Below are 20022 nucleotides of genomic sequence, written 5' to 3' on the forward strand. Positions count from 1 at the left end.
ATGGTGCAACTTATTCTGTTTATAGGCCCTTTGTACAACTTTGCTGTACAAAAGAACGATTGTTATATGCTTTCATAGGATAAACGGACACTTTTGCAGAGGTATTTAAAATCCGAATAAAACTATGAAACGCATTTTATCTTCTTTATACTTATTACTGATAAGTATTGCTCTTTTGGCAAATGACAGATTTGCCGTTGCTGATATTTTTACAGACCATATGGTGTTGCAGCGTAATGCTAATGTAAAGGTTTGGGGTGAAGGAACGGACGGTTCGCAGATTGAAGTCCGTTTTGAAGGACAAAACCGGAAGACCGTGGTTGCAAAAGGCAAATGGAAGGTCGATTTAAAGACCGGAGAGGCCGGAGGACCATATAAGCTGGAAATTGTAAATGGTAATCATAAGATTTGTTTCAAGGATGTTTTCGTAGGTGACGTATGGCTGGCGGGTGGTCAGTCAAATATGGAATTTGCCCTACGCAGGGTAAAAGATGCGCAGGCAGAAATTTCTTTGGCTGATTATCCTCAGATACGTTATTATAAGGTACCGAGGAAATTTTACCCGGAACAAAAAGTACCCGGAACATCTTGGAAGACATGCTCGCCGGAAACAGCGACAGATTTTGCAGCTATAGCCTATTATTTTGCCAAGAACATACATAAAGAGCTGAATATTCCTATCGGTATCATTCAAGTTCCTGTGGGTGGGACGACGGTTGAGGCATGGACAAGCCGGAAATTATTGATGTCTGATAAAGATTTTCGTCCGCTGCTGGAATACTATGATAGTATTGCCAACTCTTATCGTCCTGGCGAATATGAGAAATTGTATAATAATTACCACAGTTCTTTGGCAGAATACAACAAGTTGAGCGCAGAGAAGAAACGATACATTAACAAACCGTCGGAACCTATGGGAAAATGGAATTTCCGCCGTCCGGTAGGTTTGTCCGAAACAATGTTGAGTGCAGCTTGTCCATACACATTGAAAGGATTCATTTTTTATCAGGGAGAATCGAATACTGCTAGAGGGGCGCAATACCGCAAATTATTCCCCGCTATGATTAAAGAGTGGAGGACTTCATGGGGACAGGGAGATATTCCTTTCTTATTTGTACAGCTACCTCGATTTGAAACAAAAACCCGCTATTGGAATGAATTGCGTGAGGCACAATATTTAACTTCACTTCGTGTGAAAAATACGGGAATGGCGGTCGCCTTTGATCAGGGAAACCCTAAAGATATTCATCCGATTGTAAAAGATACGGTAGGTTGGCGATTGGCGCAGTTAACCTTAGGGAAAGTATATGGTAAAAAGACTATTTACCAAGGGCCTGAATTTAAGAAATTATCAAAAGCGGGAAATGGCAGTTTACTTCTTGATTTTATAAATACAGGTACCGGGATTATTGCTAAAGATGGAGCTGCTTCACTCTCCGGATTTATGGTTGCAGGTAAGGATGGTAAGTTCTATCCTGCCGAAGCGGTCATCGTTAGTAATAGTCAGGTACGAGTAAGCAGTGAGCAGGTGCAGGCTCCTATCGATGTCCGTTACCTGTGGGTAAATAGTGCGAATACTAATTTCTTTAATAGAGAGGGATTTCCTGCATGTCCTTTTCGTACCGACAGTTATCGACTGGAAACGGAAGGTGTATATGTCAACCCTGAACCGGTGATGCCTAAATTGGATTTATTCCTTTTCATAGGACAGTCTAACATGGCAGGTCGTGGATATATTACTGATAATTATAAAAGTAGTATTAAAGATGTGTATTTGCTGACCCCTACCGGCACAATGGAACAAGCAAGGAATCCTTTGAACAAATATTCTACTATTCGCAAGCAGTTGGATTTGCAGGGTGTAGGCCCTGCCTATTCTTTTGCAAAGACAATAACAGAGAAAACCGGACATCAATTAGGGCTGGTAGTGAATGCACGTGGTGGCAGTTCTATTAACTCGTGGTTGAAAGGGGCACGGGATGATTATTATGGTGAAGCTTTATCGCGCATACGTCAAGCCATGAAATATGGTAAGTTGAAAGCTATTATTTGGCACCAGGGTGAATCGGACAGTCGGGAACCGGGACTGTATATGGAGAAACTAAAGAAGTTGGTCGCTGATTTACGGCAAGATGTGGGAAATGAGAACCTTCCTGTTATAGTAGGTGAGATTGCCGATTGGCGGGCAAATGGAACTTCGGAGGCATTTAATAAAATGTTACGTACAGTTCCTCAACATATTCCATATTCTTATTGTGTGTCATCCAGAGAACTGGTTCCTTTGATTAATGAAAGTGATCCTCACTTTAGCGCAGACAGCCAAATAATTTTAGGCAGGAGATATGCTGAGGCTGCTTATGAGGCTTGTTATTCTCAAAAGTAAATAGTTCATTAAAAAATAATTTATGAGTTTTAAGAAACAGCTGTTTTTAATATGCGGAGTTCTTGCAGTACCATTTTTAGGATTGCAAGCCGATGACGTAAATGTGGCGTTACGTAAGCCGGTGACTGCATCGTCACAACAGGAGAAATTTCCGGCATCTAATGTGACGGACGGAGTTATTTCACGTAAATCAACTTGGATGAGTGCCGAAAGTGCGCGACCTCCTCATATGTTGGATATTAATTTGGAGCGATATTATGATATCAATAAGATTGTTATCTATACTGGTATTCCGGAAAATGAGTTGACAGAATCGGAAAAAGGTAAAGCTCCGGGATTTTGGTCGATGAAGAATTTTAAGATTCAGTATTGGGATGATGCCAACTGGACGGATTTACCGGATACGGAACGTACGGAAAACCGGTTGGACAAACTTGAATTTATTTTTAAACCTACCTTACAGACTTTTCAGATTCGCCTGGTGTCCACAGATGGTGAGCCGATTCGGATTAATGAATTTGAAGTGTATGGTAAGGAAAAGGTTAATATGCCTGTACCTGTGACAATAAATGAAGTACAGACAACCGTTCAGGAGCCTTCGAAGACAGAAATGCAGGTAACAATAACCAAAGAGGTTATTGGGAAATCAATGAAGTATGTGGCTTATAACCAAGGATATTATTTCCCGGGAAGTAATATTTCCGGTTGGCTTGAATATTCCAATGTAAATAGTTTGCGAGTTTGGACATCCTTGAATGATTATGTTCCTCAGTCAGCCGTACTGAATGATGAAAGAGTGGCTACTTTGGATGATTTTGAAGTATGTAAGACTGAATTGAGAAATAATCCGGAACGTAACCGCTTTATTCGTTGGGAACCGGTTTTGGAAAATTGTCGTAAAAAACAGTTTTCTACTAATTCGATGGTTTTTGAATATGCATTGAAAGAATTGAAACGTCTGAATATAGAACCTGTTCTTCAGATAAATTCTACAGATTTCGATGGTACGTGGAGTAATAAATGGAAGCAGTGGCAACGTTTCTATGCACTTACTTTTTATGCGGCCAAGACCGGAGATGTAACCATGTATGCTATGCATAACGAACCGAACCATCGCCATGCGGGTCCCATGAAGATAACACAGTATGTGGATGCCATGAAGATTGTTTCGGATGCTGTGTATTGTGCAGTACAGGATGTGAACAGACTGTATGGGAAATGTTTGAAGTCGCGTTTTGTAAGCCCTGTTACAGCAGGCTCGAATGCGAATTGGTGGGCGGAAGTAGTGAAAAATTTGCGTATAGACTATCGTGGCTTACCCTCAGACAGAGATTTATTGGATATATTTTCCACTCATTCTTATAATCTGCCGGCTGCGGGTTATGCATCTAAGGTTTCTGATATAAGAAAAATTATCGTGGAAAACCATCCGATGAAACAATCTCTGCCAATAGTCTATACAGAGACCGGACGCTGGATGAATGCTTATCTGATAGATAAGGAAGAAACAATGGATTCTCCCTCTTTATTTACGGAATGGGCAGGTGAATATGCGAATAATACGCTTAATCAAGGCTATGGCATGTGGGCTTTTAAGTTTGCAAATACTACCAGTGGCACATATCCGCGCGGAATCAAGTCAGGGCATCATTTTATCTGGCAGGGAAAACGGATTGTAGAGGATGCTTATAATAATGTGGCATTGGGTAAGAAAACATCAGACTTGACTTCCTCTCATAGAGTAACCGTGAAAACAATAACAGATGGAGATAAAACAGATGCCTCCATGTGGGTTTCTTCAGATACGGATGAAGAAAAGTGTTTGGAAATTAATTTGGGTAAAAGTTACTCTTTGGGTGGGGCAGTCGTCTATACAGGTTCTTCCTATGGAGTTTATACTTCTCCTGACCGCGTGAAAAACTTCAGTTTACAATATTGGGATGGTACCGCTTGGACGGATATAAAGGAAACAATGGAAAAGAATGCACGTTACGCTCAGTCTTTCTTCTTGTTTGATACTCCTGTTACGACTTCTAAAGTTCGGTTTGTGTCAACCGATAAGGGAAGTATAAAGGTGAGAGAGATTAAATTATTTGATTCGGAATCAGTAAAAGATATTCCTTCTTCTTATGATATAAGCGGTATTCAGCGCACTGGTGAAGTAGTCCGTCTTTTTGCAAAAGGATTTAAGAATGAACGTCCTTTATTAAGTACGGTGAAATCTGCTGCTGATAATGATGTGGATGCCATTACCTGTTTTAATCCGGAAGAAATGAGATACTATATATGGCTTGTACAACGCAAACACTTTTCAAATAATCTGACTTTGAATATGAAGTCATTAGACCTACCCACCGGCACCAGAGTAATTGCTGAAGAAGTAAGTGCAAATGCTTATGGTGAGGTGGTTTGGTCGAAAGAAATCTCGGAGAATGGGCAACTTTCTTTTGAACTTCCGGCTCAAAGCGTAATGCTTCTTACTATTCCTGTTCGCATGAATGCGCTAAACACATTAGTAGCTGTAGATGATGCGGTGGTAAAAGCCGGTAGGAATGATAAAAAGAACTTTGGTAAAGCTAAAATGATGAATGTGGAGATGAATGCTTCCCGGATAAATGGAAACCAGGTAAGCTACGTTAAGTTTGATTTGTCTGGAGTGGATAGACAAAAAATAAATGCTGCCATATTCCAGATATATGGTAATTCTATTGTCGGACATCCTTATCGTTTCCATGTTTACGCTTTGGATAATAATAATTGGGATGAGAATACTTTAAACTGGAAAAATGCTCCTAATTTGGAAGGAAAACAGGTTCGTATAACGGACGTTGGGGGTACTGCACATGTAGCAGGTGAAATTGTAGTGGACGAAACAGTTGCTTATCATCAACTGGATGTTACAGAATTACTCCGTAATTGTAGGGAACAGGAAATAACTTTTGTATTAATAAGGGAGGTCAGACAATTGGGTGATGATTCTGATAATGGCAAAAGTTGTTCTTTTGGTACGAAAGAATCTAAAAATGGGCCGAAACTGGCTATTTGGTAGTATGAAGTGTGGGTTCGTATGATAGTGCTTTCTTTTCGTACAATCCTTTTATGATAACTTTATCTTTTTTGTGACTTTTGTTCTATCATATTTAAATAATTTTAATCTTAATGTATAAATGAAAAACAGTCGTCTAAAACTAATTGTGTCTGTCATGTTTCTATTGATCATGGTGGGCATACATGCACAAAATGTACGAGTGACAGGTGTTGTATCTGATGCACAAGGTTCATTGATCGGAGTGAATGTTCATGTGAAAGGGGGAACCACCGGTGTGATTACCGATACAAACGGTAAATATTCTATTGAGGTACCCGCTAGTGCTACACTTGTATTCTCTTATATAGGTTATGTAGAACAGGAACTCAAAGTCGGTAATAAACGAGTTATTAATGTAACTTTAGTTGAAGACTCCGAATTATTGGATGAGGTGGTAGTGGTAGGTTATGGCTACCAGCGAAAGAGTGATGTAGCAACTTCTGTGGCTTCTGTTAAGACTGATGAAATGAAGAGTTTTCCGGCAGGTAATGTTGGTGATATGCTTCGTGGACGTGTAGCAGGTGTCAATGTAACGAGTGCTTCGGGCAGACCGGGTTCTGCACCGGAAATTACTATTCGCGGTAATCGGTCTATTAGTGCACAGAATACTCCTTTATATGTAATTGATGGCTCTGTATCAGATGGAGAAGAATTTAGCACATTGAGTGCTGAAAGTATTGAGTCTATTGAGATTCTGAAAGATGCTGCTTCACAGGCTATCTATGGTGCACGTGCTAGCGATGGTGTCATTTTGGTGACTACTAAACGTGGGGCACAAGGTAAGATGGAAGTAAATTATAACGGATATGTAGGTATTCAATCCTTGTGGCGTAATTTTGATTTTTATTCTCCTGAAGAGTATGTGATGTTGAGACGTGAGGCTATGGCAAATGATAAAGGTATCATTGATGCTCGTGAGATGTCTATTTCAGAAGCGCTTAGTGATGATGTGATGAAAGAAGTATGGGCAAGCGGGCAATTTGTTGATTGGGAAGACTTAATGTTGAAGAATGCCTTATATCAAAACCATGATATAACTGTACGTGGTGGAAACGACAAACTTCGTGTTTCTGCAGGACTTAATTATTTTGATCAGGACGGTATGGTAACTACTGGTTCCGGCTATCAAAAGGCCGCTTTTCGTTTGAATGTAGACTATAAGGTTAATAAATGGATTAATTTTGGTGTAAATACTTCTTATGCTTTAACGAAGAGCGAACGTGAAGATGGGAATTTTACAGAATTTATTACCCGTACACCATTAGCCAAGGTGTATGAGGAGGATGGAACTTATACTAAGTATATTAATTCAGCCAATGACGTCAACCCTCTTTATAGAGCGCAAAATTATAATCGTGAAATAAAAAACAACAGCTATCGTGTTAATTTATTCTTGGAACTGAAACCGTTTAAGGGATTTAATTATCGTTTGAATACATCTTTTTATAATAGACAACAAGAAGATGGGGAAGCAAAAAAAACAGATTATCCCGGTGGAGGCGCTACTGCAAAATTAGCAAATAATGAGAAAAGAAGTTATTTGATAGAAAACATATTTACGTATGATGTTCCTTTCAGAGACAAAAATCATAAATTAGTTTTGACTGCTGTACAGTCTGTAGATCATACTCAATCCAAAGAGTTAGGATATTCTACAGCTTCACTACCAGTGGATATGGGGTGGGATTTTATTGCAAACGGTGAGTTTAGCGGAAAACCGGTCAGAACATTCTCTGAGAATAATTTGGTGTCGTTTATGGGACGTGCCTCGTATACGCTTATGGATAAGTATATTATGAATATAGCGGTCAGACGCGATGGCTCAAGCCGTTTTGGTAAAAACAATAAGTGGGGTACATTCCCTTCTATAGCTTTAGCATGGCGCATAAATCAGGAGGAGTTTCTTCGCAATGTGTCTTGGATTGATAATTTGAAATTGCGTTTGAGCTATGGTATTGTAGGTAATCAAAATGGTATTGGAAACTATACAACTCTTGGTTTGGCTAATGAATATCGTTATGAATTTGGCGATAATATGTATATGGGTTATCTTCCAGGAAAGGAATTGTCCAATCCTAATTTGAAATGGGAGCAATCTCGTACTACGAATGTGGGAGTTGACTTTGCTTTTTTCAAAAATAGATTATCCGGAACAATAGAATATTATCAGACTAGAACAACGGATTTACTTGTAAAACGTGAGATCAATTCAGTATTAGGCTATGAAAATATGCTTGATAATTTGGGGGAAACCAAGTCTCATGGGGTAGATATAAATATTAGTGGCGATGTTATCCGTACAAAAGATTTGACTTGGAGTTTAGGTGCCAATTTTAGTCATTATGCTAATGAAATTGTGAAGATTGATGATCAAGTTGATGAAAACGGTAAGCCATTGAGTCAGCCCGGAAATAAATGGTTTGTTGGTGAGCCTATCAATGTTTATTATAATTATGTACCGGATGGCATTTATCAGTATGAAGATTTTGATATTAAACGTAATCCTTATAATGAATTGGAGTATACTCTGAAACCCACTATTGATACGGATGGGGATGGTATTGCGGATAAAGCACTTTCACGAGAAGACGATGTAAAACCCGGTTCTGTGAAGATTAAAGATATAAATGGTGATGGTAAAATTAATGCGGATGACCGTACCCCGATATCTAAAGATCCTGATTTTACATTATCTTTGAATACATCTCTAAAATGGAAAGGTTTTGACTTTTACATGGATTGGTATGGTGTGTCCGGTCGTAAGATCCAGAATGCCTATTTGAATGAATCTAATAGTGGCGGTTCTTTGCAGGGTAAATTAAATGGTATCAAAGTTAACTATTGGACTCCATTTAATCCATCGAATGAATTTCCGCGTCCCAGCCATAATACGAATGTACCCTATCATGGTGCATTGGCTATTCAGGATGCTTCCTATATCCGTTTACGTACATTGCAGTTAGGATATACTTTCCCGACAGAGTGGATAAAACATATTTCTCTGTCACGTCTGAGAGTTTATGCCACAGCAACTAACCTATTGACATTTACAGACTTTAAGTCTTATAGTCCTGAGTTGACACCGGGAGCTTATCCTGAATCAAGACAGTATGTATTTGGAATTAATGTTTCATTCTAATCAATACGTGTAAAACATGAAAAAAATATTATATATAGCGGCTTTGGCAGTATCATCTGCCATGCTGTTGTCTTCTTGTGAAGATTTTCTGAATCCTGAGTCAAAAACAAATATAACAGTTGATTACCTGACTAACTCTCCTGATGGCTTGAATCGTGCAGCAATAGGTTTATATGCGCTGGATAGAGAAATTGCCAAAGGTGCAGATAATGGCGGAAGCGGTAATTTGTATGTTGTGAGTATGTGTGATTATACAACTGATCTTATGGCTTTTCGTGCCGGAACCAGTACTGCCATTGCTAAACTTGAAAATTTCATGCCGAATAATAGTGATGTAGAAGCTTTTTGGCAACAGCATTATTTTATTATTGGTAAAGCTAATGAGGTGATAGCGGGAGCGGAAGCGCTGGGAATAGAAGATCCAGATCCTTTGACACGTCGTGCTTATGGAGAAGCCAAATTCTTTCGTGGACGAGCATATTTTGAATTATGGAAGCGCTTTGAACGTCTGTACTTAAATACTGAGCCTACTACCGTAAGCAATTTGGAACGTGATTTTACTCCAGCCAGTAAAGAGGACATATTTACTGTGATTCGTGGCGACCTGGATGCTGCTATTGAGATGCTTGACTGGAAAGCAGAGGGCGGAGATTATGGTCGTATAACAAAAGCTACTGCTAAGCATGTGCGTGCACAGGTGGCTATGTGGGATAAAGATTATGATAGAGCCATCGAAGAGTGTGAAGATATCTTTGAGGATGGTACATACTCTATGGAAGATAAAACCGGTGATGTGTTTAATGGTCCGGACTTTCGTTCAAAAGAGGTATTGTGGGCATACCAGTTTTCAACAAACTTAGGTGGTGGCGGAAGTGGTACACCGTTGATGGGACATCGTGCGGCAATTATTACGACTACTCGTTATCAGTCTAATGCCGATTGTACTTTTGAAGCTAAGAATGGCGGATATGGTTGGGGACGTGTATATCCTAATACTTATTTATTCAGTCTTTACGACCAGGCTAAAGATAATCGTTATAAAGACCTTTTCATTCATACGTTCTATTATAATGATCCTAAATCTGCAAAATTCGGTCAAGAGATTCCAAAAGATTTGTATGGAACATCTGCCGGTTATATGGAAAAACTGCATCCTATGTCAAAAAAACATTTTGATCAATGGACTAATGCCGACCAGCCTGACCGTACTACAAGTTTCCGCGATTTGATAGTATACCGTTTGGCTGAAACCTATCTGATGTGTGCTGAAGCCTATTTCCATCGTGATGGAGGTAGTAGTCCAAAGGCTATTGAATATTACAATGAAACGTGGGAACGTGCAGGTAATGATCATGAAGACGGCCCTTTAACACTTGATATGCTTTTGGATGAATATGCTCGTGAACTTCATTTTGAAGGAGTGCGTTGGCCGTTACTGAAGCGTTTAGGTATTTTGGGTGAACGTGTTCGTTTGCATGGTGGCGATTTGAAATCGGAAGATCCTTATTTGGATAAAGATTATGCCGAGTGCCGCCGGAATTTTGTGGATGGTAAACATGAAACATGGCCTATTCCGCAGAATCAGGTGGATTTGATGGGAGCGGATGTTTTCCCTCAAAGTGACCCGTGGAAATAATGTGTGACCTATTTTATTTATAAATCTAAGAAAAGAAATTATAATATGAAAAAACTGACATGGATTTCATTCCTTCTGTGCCTAATTCTCGCCTCTTGTAAGGAGTATAATGAAGTGAGAATTATGCCGGAATTCAATAATAGTGAAACAGAAGTTACACTATATAAAAACATAGGGTCTTCAGCTACTGTAGTTATAAATACAACGGCGGATGATATAACAGCTGAATATGATGCTGATTGGCTTTCGGTAGATGTAAATAAGCGTCGTGTTATTTATACTATCACGGCTGCTAATGAGACTGGAGAACCGCGCATTGCACTTGTTAAGCTTTATTCTGGTGAATGGATGCAAGAGATAACTGTTACACAGCGTGAGTTGGAAGAGTCAGAAATCAAATTATTGAAAGTGGGTGATTTGACGGAAGACGGTTTGGGTATGATATTTTGGGTGGATCCTGAAAATCCTGAGGTCGGTAAGGCTATTTCTTTACAACGTCGGGTAGGCGCATGTGAATTACCTTATAAGATGAACGGTGCTTTTTCCACTGTAAATGGTATAGAAAACACAGCTCTTTTTGCTAGTCCTTCACCTAATGATGCAGTGGTGTTCTGTACCAGTATCGGAGAAGGATGGTATATGCCTGCATCTGAAGAGCTTGCTGAATTATTTGATGCCTATAATGGTATTGCTCATGATGATCCGGCATTTGTCGCTAATAATACAGAAGCCATTACAGATACAGAAAAATCAGCTCGTGCTAAATTTGAGAAGATGCTGGCTGACTTAGGAGGTGATCCGATTAACTCGGCAGCTACAGGAGCAGGTGAAAGTTACTGGTCTAGTACAGAGGTCTCTACAGTAGCCGATGGAAAGAACGCTATTTATGTACGTTTTGGGAAGTATTTGTCACAAGGTGGCTCTAAAGAAGGCTCAACTCGTTATGCCCGTGCTATGAAGCTAGTAGGTAACTATAAATTCCCTGAAGAACCAGCTACTTTGAAAGTGTCCCCTTCTAAGGTTGATTTGACAAGTGAAGAAGGAGCCTCAAAGGAAGTGACTGTAACTACAAACAAAGATACATATACTTATATTGTTGAAGGTGAAGATATTACTTGGATTAAAGCAGAGCAGAATGAAGATATCGTGACTTTTACTGCGCTTTCTGCTAATACAAGTGATAAAGAACGTTCTGTTACTGTTACTTTTACCACAGGTTCTGAAGATAATCAAGCTACGGTGGAAGTAATTGTTACTCAGGAAAAAATGCCGGTTGCATCAGCATTCACTATTGGTGAATATGTAGATATGGATAAGGGTGTACAGCTTGCTGAAGGTGGTATTGTTTTTTGGGCCGAGGGTAATGAGGCTAAGATACTTGCGTTGAAACGTATTGAACAGCCGTTAAGTTGGGTATCTGATGAATCTGTTAAATCTACTGCTGTTGGATGTACAGATCGTAATGATGGGGCTGTTAATACAGAGATGATGACACTATGTGGTTTTGCTGATAAAATTCCTGTGCTGAATTATTGCCATGATGGTTGGTATGTTCCTGCCATAGAGGAAATGAATGATGTATTTATAGCTTATAATGGGGGACCTGCATCAGCTCCAGGTTTGAAACCTGATGCTATTACAGATACAGAAAAATCAGCACGTGAAGCTTGGGATAAATTGTTTACGGATCGTGGTGGCGATGTGATGAACTCCAATCTTACTACTATTGATGTTTATTGGACAAGTACGGAAAGTGCTGACCCCTCAAAAGCTTTCTTTATTCGTTTGGGGCAATGGGAGGCAGACAAAACGGGTAGTAAATACCAGTCAAAACCTACTCGTTATTGGCGCTTAGTTCGTAAGGTATCAAAGTAAAATAATGTCATTAACAAGAATTGATTATGAAAATGAAATCTTTCTATATAGTAGCACTTCTAACAAGTGGAATATTCTTTGTTTCATGCACAGATTATGAAGTAAAAGATCCAAACTTTATGCCACCTGATGTGGTTCTCAATGAAGATCCTAAATATAATGAGATAATTGAAGGATTGCCTGAGCCTGGTAAGATGCAGGCATACAAGCCTTCATTGATAGGTAAGCCTTATCGTCCAATAACGGTAAATTACTCTAATGAATTTAAGCCTGTAAGTCGTTGGACACCTGGAGAGACTCGGATAGTAGCCTATATGGCTGATTATGAGCCTCAAGTAGTAACGGAAGAAGATTATAAAGCTATTACCAATAAGTATGGTAGTCTTACTACCGGGATTAAATTTGAAGCGACGGGTCGTTTCCATGTTACTAAAGGGGCTGATGGACGTTGGTGGATTGTTGATCCGGAAGGCTATCCCCGTTATGAAAGAAGCGTAACTTCGGTACGTTATGGTAGTTCTGAACGTAATCGTGCGGCATGGATGGAACGTTTTGGGTCGGATGAAAATTGGTTAGCTACTTCACAAACGGAGCTGGCATCTATTGGTTTTCATGGTACGGGAGCTTTCTGCACAGATACATATGAAAAGATACAAGCACATAATTCGGCGCATCCTGATGCGCCGATGACACTTGCACCTTCTTTTGGCTTTCTTAGTAAATTTAAATCAACGAATGGGTATGCATATCCGGGAGGCAAATCGGAAAATATATTGGGTTTGGTGCTAAATGAAGAGGCTTGGATGAAATTCTGTAAAGAGTATGTAGAAGAAGCATTAGCTCCTTATAAAGGTGATGCCAATGTCTTGGGCTTTTTCTCCGATAATGAGATTAATTTTTCTACACAAGGTAGCAATATATTAGATCAGTTTCTGAAAATTACGGATAATGATGATCTTGCTCGTAAAACAGCTGATGCTTTCATGGAAGAAAAGGGGGCTGATAAAGTTACAGCAGCATTGAATACGGAGTTTGCTGGGCGTTTAGCAGAAATTTATTATAAGGGGGTGAGAGAGGCTATTGATGCATTTGATCCTGGTATGATGTATTTGGGAACTCGTCTACATGGTACACCTAAATATATGAAAAATGTAGTAGAGGCTTGTGGTAAATATTGTGATATTGTATCTATTAACTATTATAGTCGTTGGAGCCCTGAACTAGATACTTATGTACAAGATTGGGCTACATGGGCTGGAAAGCCTTTTCTTGTGACCGAGTTCTATACTAAAGGAACAGAAGATTCTGATTTAAATAATCTTTCAGGAGCTGGTTTTTCAGTACCGAGACAAGAGGATAGGGCTTATGCTTATCAACACTTTACATTGGGGTTATTGGAAGCTAAGAACTGTGTGGGCTGGCATTGGTTTAAATATCAAGATGATGACGGTAATGATAATACCGGAAAACCGGCTAATAAGGGAGTGTACGATAATTACTATCAGATGTATCCTTATCTATCTAAGTTTATGCAAGAGGTGAATTATAATGTATATAACCTTATTGATTTTTTTGATAATTGATAAAATATTAAGTACTTAGTAATATAAGTATTCACTAATTTGATTAAAAAGTTCCCGACCTGTATTATATTCCTTTTCAGGCCGGGAACTTGTGGATAAACTGTAATGTATATCAAGCTATGAGAAATAGGCGCTATATCTTTTTATTATTTTTTATTATCCATTCTGTGTGGATGTCTGCAGGTATAGATTTTCTCGTTTTGAGTAAAGGTAATTTTCGTATGGTTGTTTCTGACGGAGAATTATCCCCCATCAAATTGGCAGTTGAAACGTTACAACGTGATTTCAAGAGTGTGATGGGCTTCTGCCCACCTATTGTTTCTACTTCAACTGATGGAGAAAAAGAATTGATTGAGTTGATTATAATCAATGAATCTATTGTTGATTCTTCTATGAATAAATCGGAGCTCCGTCCTTTGGACGGTTTTGAATCTCATCGTTTATATGCAGAGACCTCATCCAGGCGGATTTATTTGACAGGAAAAGATATGCGCGGAACGATTTATGCTATATATACCTTTAGTGAGAAATTTTTGGATGTTCCTCCTTTGTGGTTCTTTTCTTCATGGGAACCTCAAAAGAAAAAACAGATTGAGGTTCCTTGTAACCTTGATTATTTTTATAAATCTCCGCAAGTACGTTACAGAGCCTGGTTTCCTAATGATACGGAACTTTTTACACCATGGCGGCAACTTACAGTACAAAATAATGAGGTATGGTTAGAGACAATGTTACGTTTAAAATTGAATACGGTAGAGATGGAACAGACGATTACCTATCCGGATTATAAACTGGAGGAATCGGTGTCTTTACTCCGTAAATATGGTTTGATACTTTCTTCAACTCACCACACAGCTTGCAATAATAATTTAGTAACTTGGAAAGAATATTGGTACAAAGTACATGGAATTGCTCCTCCCAAGCTGTTATTGTCTGATGAAAAATCGTTGTGTGAATTTTGGCAATATAGTATTGAGACGGTATGCCGTTGTGAACAGGAAAATCTTTGGACCATTGCTTTCAGAGGTATAGGTGACCAACCTTATTGGGCGGCTTTTGAAGATGCCCCTGTGAGCGAAGAGGAACGTGCGGAAGTTATCAATCGGATGTTACATATTCAGCTTGCGATGATAAAAGAGAAGACGGGTAATCCTAATCTTTTTGTTCGTGTCACTTTTTATGATGAGCTTTCGGATCTTTTGGCTAAAGGCTATTTGAAACCGCCTGTTGGTAATAATATTTTGTGGACCTTTGTTGCGGCTCGTCGTGATCATTATCCTTATGATGATATTGTAACTTTTGATACGGCGACTCAAATTAATTTAGGCTACTATATGAATCTTCAGTTTACTTCTACCGGAGCTCATTTAGCTGCGGCAGAGGGACCTTGGAAGATGGAATTCAATTTTCGATATGCTAATAGTCGTTGTCCGTTAGCGTTATCAGTAGTTAATGCCGGAAATCTTCGTGAATTTGTAATGGAATTGGCTGCTAATGCATCTATGATGTGGGATATGGCTACTTACGATACGGATAGATTTCTTTATGATTTTTGTGTTCGCTATTTTGGAAAGGAGCATGCGGAAGAGGTAATGCAGCTTTATCGTGATTATTACTATGCGTATTGGGAACAGAAATCCGCTGATTTTCCCGGATTGGAGCGTCAGTTCATATTTCATGATTTACGTTATGCACGAGTGTTTAAACAGATTGGTGAAGGTTTCGAATGTTTCTCTTCTAATCCTTTAAAAGATATTATACGTGAGCGTGTACCGGGGCGTTCATTTCGTATCGAAGGGAACAATCAGGTAGATTCATTATTATCCGGCATGGAGCGTACTTTCGATAGATTTGATAAAGTGGCTCAACGTTGTGCTCAACTTATGCCTCAGTTACCTGAACAATATCGTTGTTTTTTTCTTGATAATTTAAGTGCACCTTGTCATTATATGGCAGCATTAAGTCATTCACTTTATCATTTTCTGAGGGCCTATAAATATACGGAGAAGAGGACCAAGAATCTGGACTTATCCATAGAGTATTTAGAAAAAGCACAAGAAGCGCTTTATTCTACTCAGCATGGTGTATTTACCGATTGGTACGCAGGAGACAAATTACATGGCAAATTTAACATTCCGGTAAAATTAAAATTGTTACATAAACTTCGTGATAAATATTGTGAAAAACAAATGTAAGAAGAGAGTTTCAGAGCTTGTACTAAATATAGAGGTCACTTTATTATTTAATCTATTATAATGTCTGTTGTATGAAAAAACTTTGCAATTTATTAATTCTGATCTTTTTGGGAATATTTCAAGCGTATTCTACAGAAAATAACCCTCGCATAACATATAGTATTAATGATTCTTGGCAGTTTCGGTTAGGTACTTCTGATATTGGTAAAGAGGGTTGGAGTACAGTTTCAATTCCACATACTTGGAATGCGGAAGACTGTGTCGATGATTTTCCGGGTTTTTATCATGGTACAGGATGGTATCGCAAGAATATACAAGTGGATAGTGCTATGTTGAGCAGACCTTTGTATATTTTCTTTGAGGGAGCAAATCAGCGCACTGAACTTTTTGTTAATCGCCATAGGGTTGGCGAACATATCGGAGGATATACTTTCTTCTGTTTTGATATCACTCCTTATATAAGAGAAGGAGAAAATCAGTTGGTTGTGTGTGTTGATAATTCTTATGATTCTGAAATTCCACCCCTTTCTGCTGATTTCACTTTTTTTGGTGGAATTTATCGTGATGTCTCCCTGATTTCTGTTTCTCCTATTCATATTTCTACTACTCACTATGCTTCTTCAGGGGTATATGTGCATACGCCGGAAATAACAGAAGAAAAAGCCTTGGTAGATATATGTACAATGTTGAGTAATACGCAGAAAGTGCGTAGCAAGATTTTTGTGGAACATAAAATTTATTCAGCTACAGGTGAATGTGTAGCTGCAAGTAGAAAGAAAGTAGCTGTAGATACTGAAAGAGAACAGGCCTTTAATACTCAGATTGTAGTAAATCATCCTGAATTGTGGGAGATAGGGCGTCCTAATTTGTATAGATTGCAAACATATCTTTGGGACAATGAGGGAAAGTTGCTTGATGAAGTTAGTAATACTTTTGGTATCAGAACTTGTTCGTTTTCTGCAGAAAAAGGTTTTGAACTGAATGGAAAAGCGGTAAAGTTATTGGGAACTAATCGTCATCAATGCCATTCAGGTATGGGAAATGCTCTAAAAGATGAAATGCACGTCCGTGATATAGAATTACTACATGAGATGGGAGGTAACTTTTTACGTATTGCCCATTATCCTCAAGATGAAATGGTATTGGCTGCTTGTAATCGGTTGGGAATTGTGACTTCTGTGGAAATTCCGGTGATTAATGCTATTACTATGAATCAGAATTTCTCAGACAATTGTGTCGAAATGATGAAAGAGATGATTTATCAATGTTTTAACTCTCCCTCTGTTTGTATTTGGACATATATGAACGAAATTATGCTACGTCCTCCTTATAATTCGGAACCTTCTATAAAAAAAGATGAGTATCTGAAATATCTGTATCATATAGCGGAACGTATAGAGAATACGGCTAAAGAGATTGACCCGGGACGGGCTACAATGCTTCCATGTCATGGAAACCTAGCTGCTTATGAAGAAGCAAATCTAATAAATTTATCTGATATATTAGGAATGAATTTATATAATGGCTGGTATGGGGGAGACTTCAGTGGATTTGAAGCGACTTTGGATAAAATACATCAAAAATATCCGGATAAGCCTATTATAGTAAGTGAATATGGTGCAGATGTTGATGCCCGGATTCACTCATTTAAACCAGAGCGTTTTGATTTTTCTGTAGATTATGGAGTTATGTATCATCGTCATTATTTACCTCAGATAATGCAGCGTAAATTTGTTGTAGGTTCGGCTGTATGGAACTTGAATGATTTCCATTCAGAGGAAAGAATGGATGCTATTCCTCATATTAATTGCAAGGGTTTGGTTACTTTGGATAGAGTACCCAAAGATACTTATCGATATTATAGGGCTATGCTTAATAAAGAACCGTATGTAGCAATAGGTGGATCGGATTGGTATAATAGGTCTGGTGTTGCCGATAATTCGGGAGTTTGTTATTATCCGGTATCTGTTTATACTAATTTAAAACAGGTCAGCTTAAAAGTAAATGGAAAAATGCTCGCAGTATCGGAGGTACAAAATGGAGCTGCTCAATTTAATGTCCCGTTTATTGATGGTATTAATCAATTGGAAGCGGAAGGAACGTTCCAGGGTCGCTATATTAAAGATTTTTGTAGAGTGAGTATGAAATTGGTTCCTGGCTCTTTTGATAATAAAGAGTCTTTTACAGAGTTGAATATGCTGTTTGGAACAGCCCGCCATTTTGAGGATAAGACTGCTTCTTTAGCTTGGCAACCAGAACGGGAATATGTATCTGGTGGTTGGGGGTATGTAGGAGGAAAAGCTTTCCGAGCGCGGACAAAAAGGGGGTCACAACCGGCTTCTAATCTAGATATCTATGGAACGGAACAAGATCCGATTTTCCAAACCCAACGGCGTGGGTTGAATAGTTTTAAAGCGGACTTACCTGATGGAAGATATGTTGTCTATTTGTATTGGGCAGAACTGTCTGGTGCGGATGTTGTCGATTTGGCCTATCAGCTGGATAATATAGTACAGAAGGAGAAAGCTACTGAACGGTTATTCCATGTAGATATCAATGGAGTGCGTGTATTATCATCACTTGATGTTGCTAAAGAAGTGGGTGTGAGAAGGCCGATGATTTGTAAGATACCGGTAACTATTTCGGATAAAAAAGGACTTACCGTTGATTTTATTCCAATAAAAGGGGAAACAATGATTACCGCTATACGGATTCTCAAAATGGATTAATCGAGTAAAATGGAATGAAGAAAGTATTTATCCTACTATATATATTTATATGTACTAATGTTTGTATACAGGGTCAGGAAAAAGATAGGGCTACGCTTTCCGATTTGCCTCCGTTACTTCCTTATTCTGAGAGTACATTAGATGCTTGGAATGCCCGAAGAACAAAAATCCTAAAATTGTTACAAGAGTATGAATATGGAGCCATTCCGAGGCATCATGGAATTTCTGTTGAATATCGGCAGAGAGGTATAGATACAATGGCGTTAAGCGGATTAGCTAAGCGTAAGGAGGTAGACATTGTTTTTTCGAAAGGAAATAATAAATGTATTTTGCATTTATTAATGTATCTTCCTAAAAAGGTAATTCGCCCTGCTGTTTTTTTGGGTGTTAATGCCATGGGAAATTATACAGTACATAAAGATGAAGGGATTTCTATGTATTATGATTCGCAAAAAGGCTTGTCCATACAACGTGGATGCGATAGTTTAAGCTGGAATATAGTAGAAACTTTACGACGCCAGTATGCATTTGTTACTTTCTGCAGTAAAGATATTTGCGATGATACTGTAACCGGTATTGAGAATAAATTAGGAGAAATGTTATATGGAGCTCAAAGAGATTCTACAAGTTGCGGGTTCATAGGTATTGTAGCCTGGGGAATGTCGCAAGCTATGCATTACTTAGAAACAGATTCTGATATTGACCCTCAAAGAGTTATAGCTATAGGTCATTCTCGCTATGGAAAAATTGCACTTTGGGCGGCAGCGCAGGATGAACGTTTTGTTGGGGTAATAGCTAATAGTTCAGGCTCGGGTGGAGCTTCTTTGTATAGAGGCAATCGTGTGGAAACTCCATATGATATTTATAAACGTTTCCCGCATTGGATGTGTAAACGGTTTTATAAATATGCAGATAGGGTGGAAAAGGTAGGATTTCCGATTGATCAGCATATGGTTTTATCTTTGCTTGCTCCTCGGCCAATGTATATTGCTAATTCCGATGAAGATGCATATGTCTGTCCTAATTTAGAGTATGCAGCTCTGTTGGAAGTTGTACCAATATATAACTTATATGGTTATTTATTGAACTATTGGAAAGAGTTACCTGCAACAGGAAGTGTCATATGTCAGAGAGTTGGTTATCATTTGAAACCGGGGGCACATTCCATGACTCCTTTTGATTGGAGATGTTTTTATGAGTTTGCAGACCGCTATATTATGGATAATAATTAATAAAATTTTAAATTCAGATATGGTTTAATATCAATTCTATTTAAAACATAAAGAATTGAATAAAAGAAACTGTTATTCTAGTTCGGTTTTGGGGTGAAATAATGTAGTAGAGCGGCTTAGAACAGGTCATGTACGATTTTTATTTAAATCAGAACTATTGTG

The 20022-nt window shown here is 38.6% G+C and carries 9 protein-coding genes; all 9 read left to right on the plus strand.

The genetic code is table 11. From position 1 onward, the window contains the following. The first annotated feature begins 124 nt into the window (after positions 1-124). The 9 genes from I2F54_RS00590 to I2F54_RS00630 all read left to right on the plus strand — a co-directional run bounded on the left by I2F54_RS00590 (position 125) and on the right by I2F54_RS00630 (position 19860). On the plus strand, positions 125-2383 hold the full coding sequence (locus I2F54_RS00590) for a sialate O-acetylesterase (protein ID WP_195500305.1): 2259 nt from the start codon (positions 125-127) through the stop codon (positions 2381-2383). A gap of 22 nt (positions 2384-2405) precedes the next feature. Beyond that, entirely contained in the window at positions 2406-5432 is a 3027-nt protein-coding gene (locus tag I2F54_RS00595; RefSeq protein ID WP_195500306.1) for a DNRLRE domain-containing protein, read from the plus strand. Positions 5433-5550: 118 nt separating this feature from the next. Next, entirely contained in the window at positions 5551-8610 is a 3060-nt protein-coding gene (locus I2F54_RS00600) for a SusC/RagA family TonB-linked outer membrane protein (RefSeq protein WP_009122030.1), read from the plus strand. Between the two features lie 16 nt (positions 8611-8626). Next, the gene (locus I2F54_RS00605; protein ID WP_009122031.1) at positions 8627-10246 is read left to right on the plus strand and encodes a RagB/SusD family nutrient uptake outer membrane protein; all 1620 of its coding nucleotides are present in this window, start codon (positions 8627-8629) and stop codon (positions 10244-10246) included. Between the two features lie 45 nt (positions 10247-10291). Next, positions 10292-12121 (plus strand): BACON domain-containing protein, encoded by a 1830-nt coding sequence (locus I2F54_RS00610; protein ID WP_195500307.1) that lies wholly within the window; start codon positions 10292-10294, stop codon positions 12119-12121. A 26-nt stretch (positions 12122-12147) separates the two neighbouring features. After that, positions 12148-13704, plus strand: a complete 1557-nt coding sequence (locus tag I2F54_RS00615; protein WP_087412182.1) for a hypothetical protein — start codon at positions 12148-12150, stop codon at positions 13702-13704. A gap of 119 nt (positions 13705-13823) precedes the next feature. Beyond that, positions 13824-15899 carry a glycosyl hydrolase 115 family protein gene (locus I2F54_RS00620; RefSeq protein WP_410518258.1) on the plus strand — a complete coding sequence of 692 codons (2076 nt, stop codon included), beginning with the start codon at positions 13824-13826 and terminating at the stop codon, positions 15897-15899. A 71-nt stretch (positions 15900-15970) separates the two neighbouring features. After that, on the plus strand, positions 15971-18628 hold the full coding sequence (locus I2F54_RS00625) for a glycoside hydrolase family 2 (protein ID WP_009122035.1): 2658 nt from the start codon (positions 15971-15973) through the stop codon (positions 18626-18628). Between the two features lie 14 nt (positions 18629-18642). Continuing rightward, positions 18643-19860 (plus strand): alpha/beta hydrolase family protein, encoded by a 1218-nt coding sequence (locus I2F54_RS00630; protein WP_009122036.1) that lies wholly within the window; start codon positions 18643-18645, stop codon positions 19858-19860. Positions 19861-20022 lie beyond the last annotated feature (162 nt).

The sequence above is a fragment of the Bacteroides clarus genome (assembly GCF_015555825.1).
Lineage (GTDB): Bacteria > Bacteroidota > Bacteroidia > Bacteroidales > Bacteroidaceae > Bacteroides > Bacteroides clarus.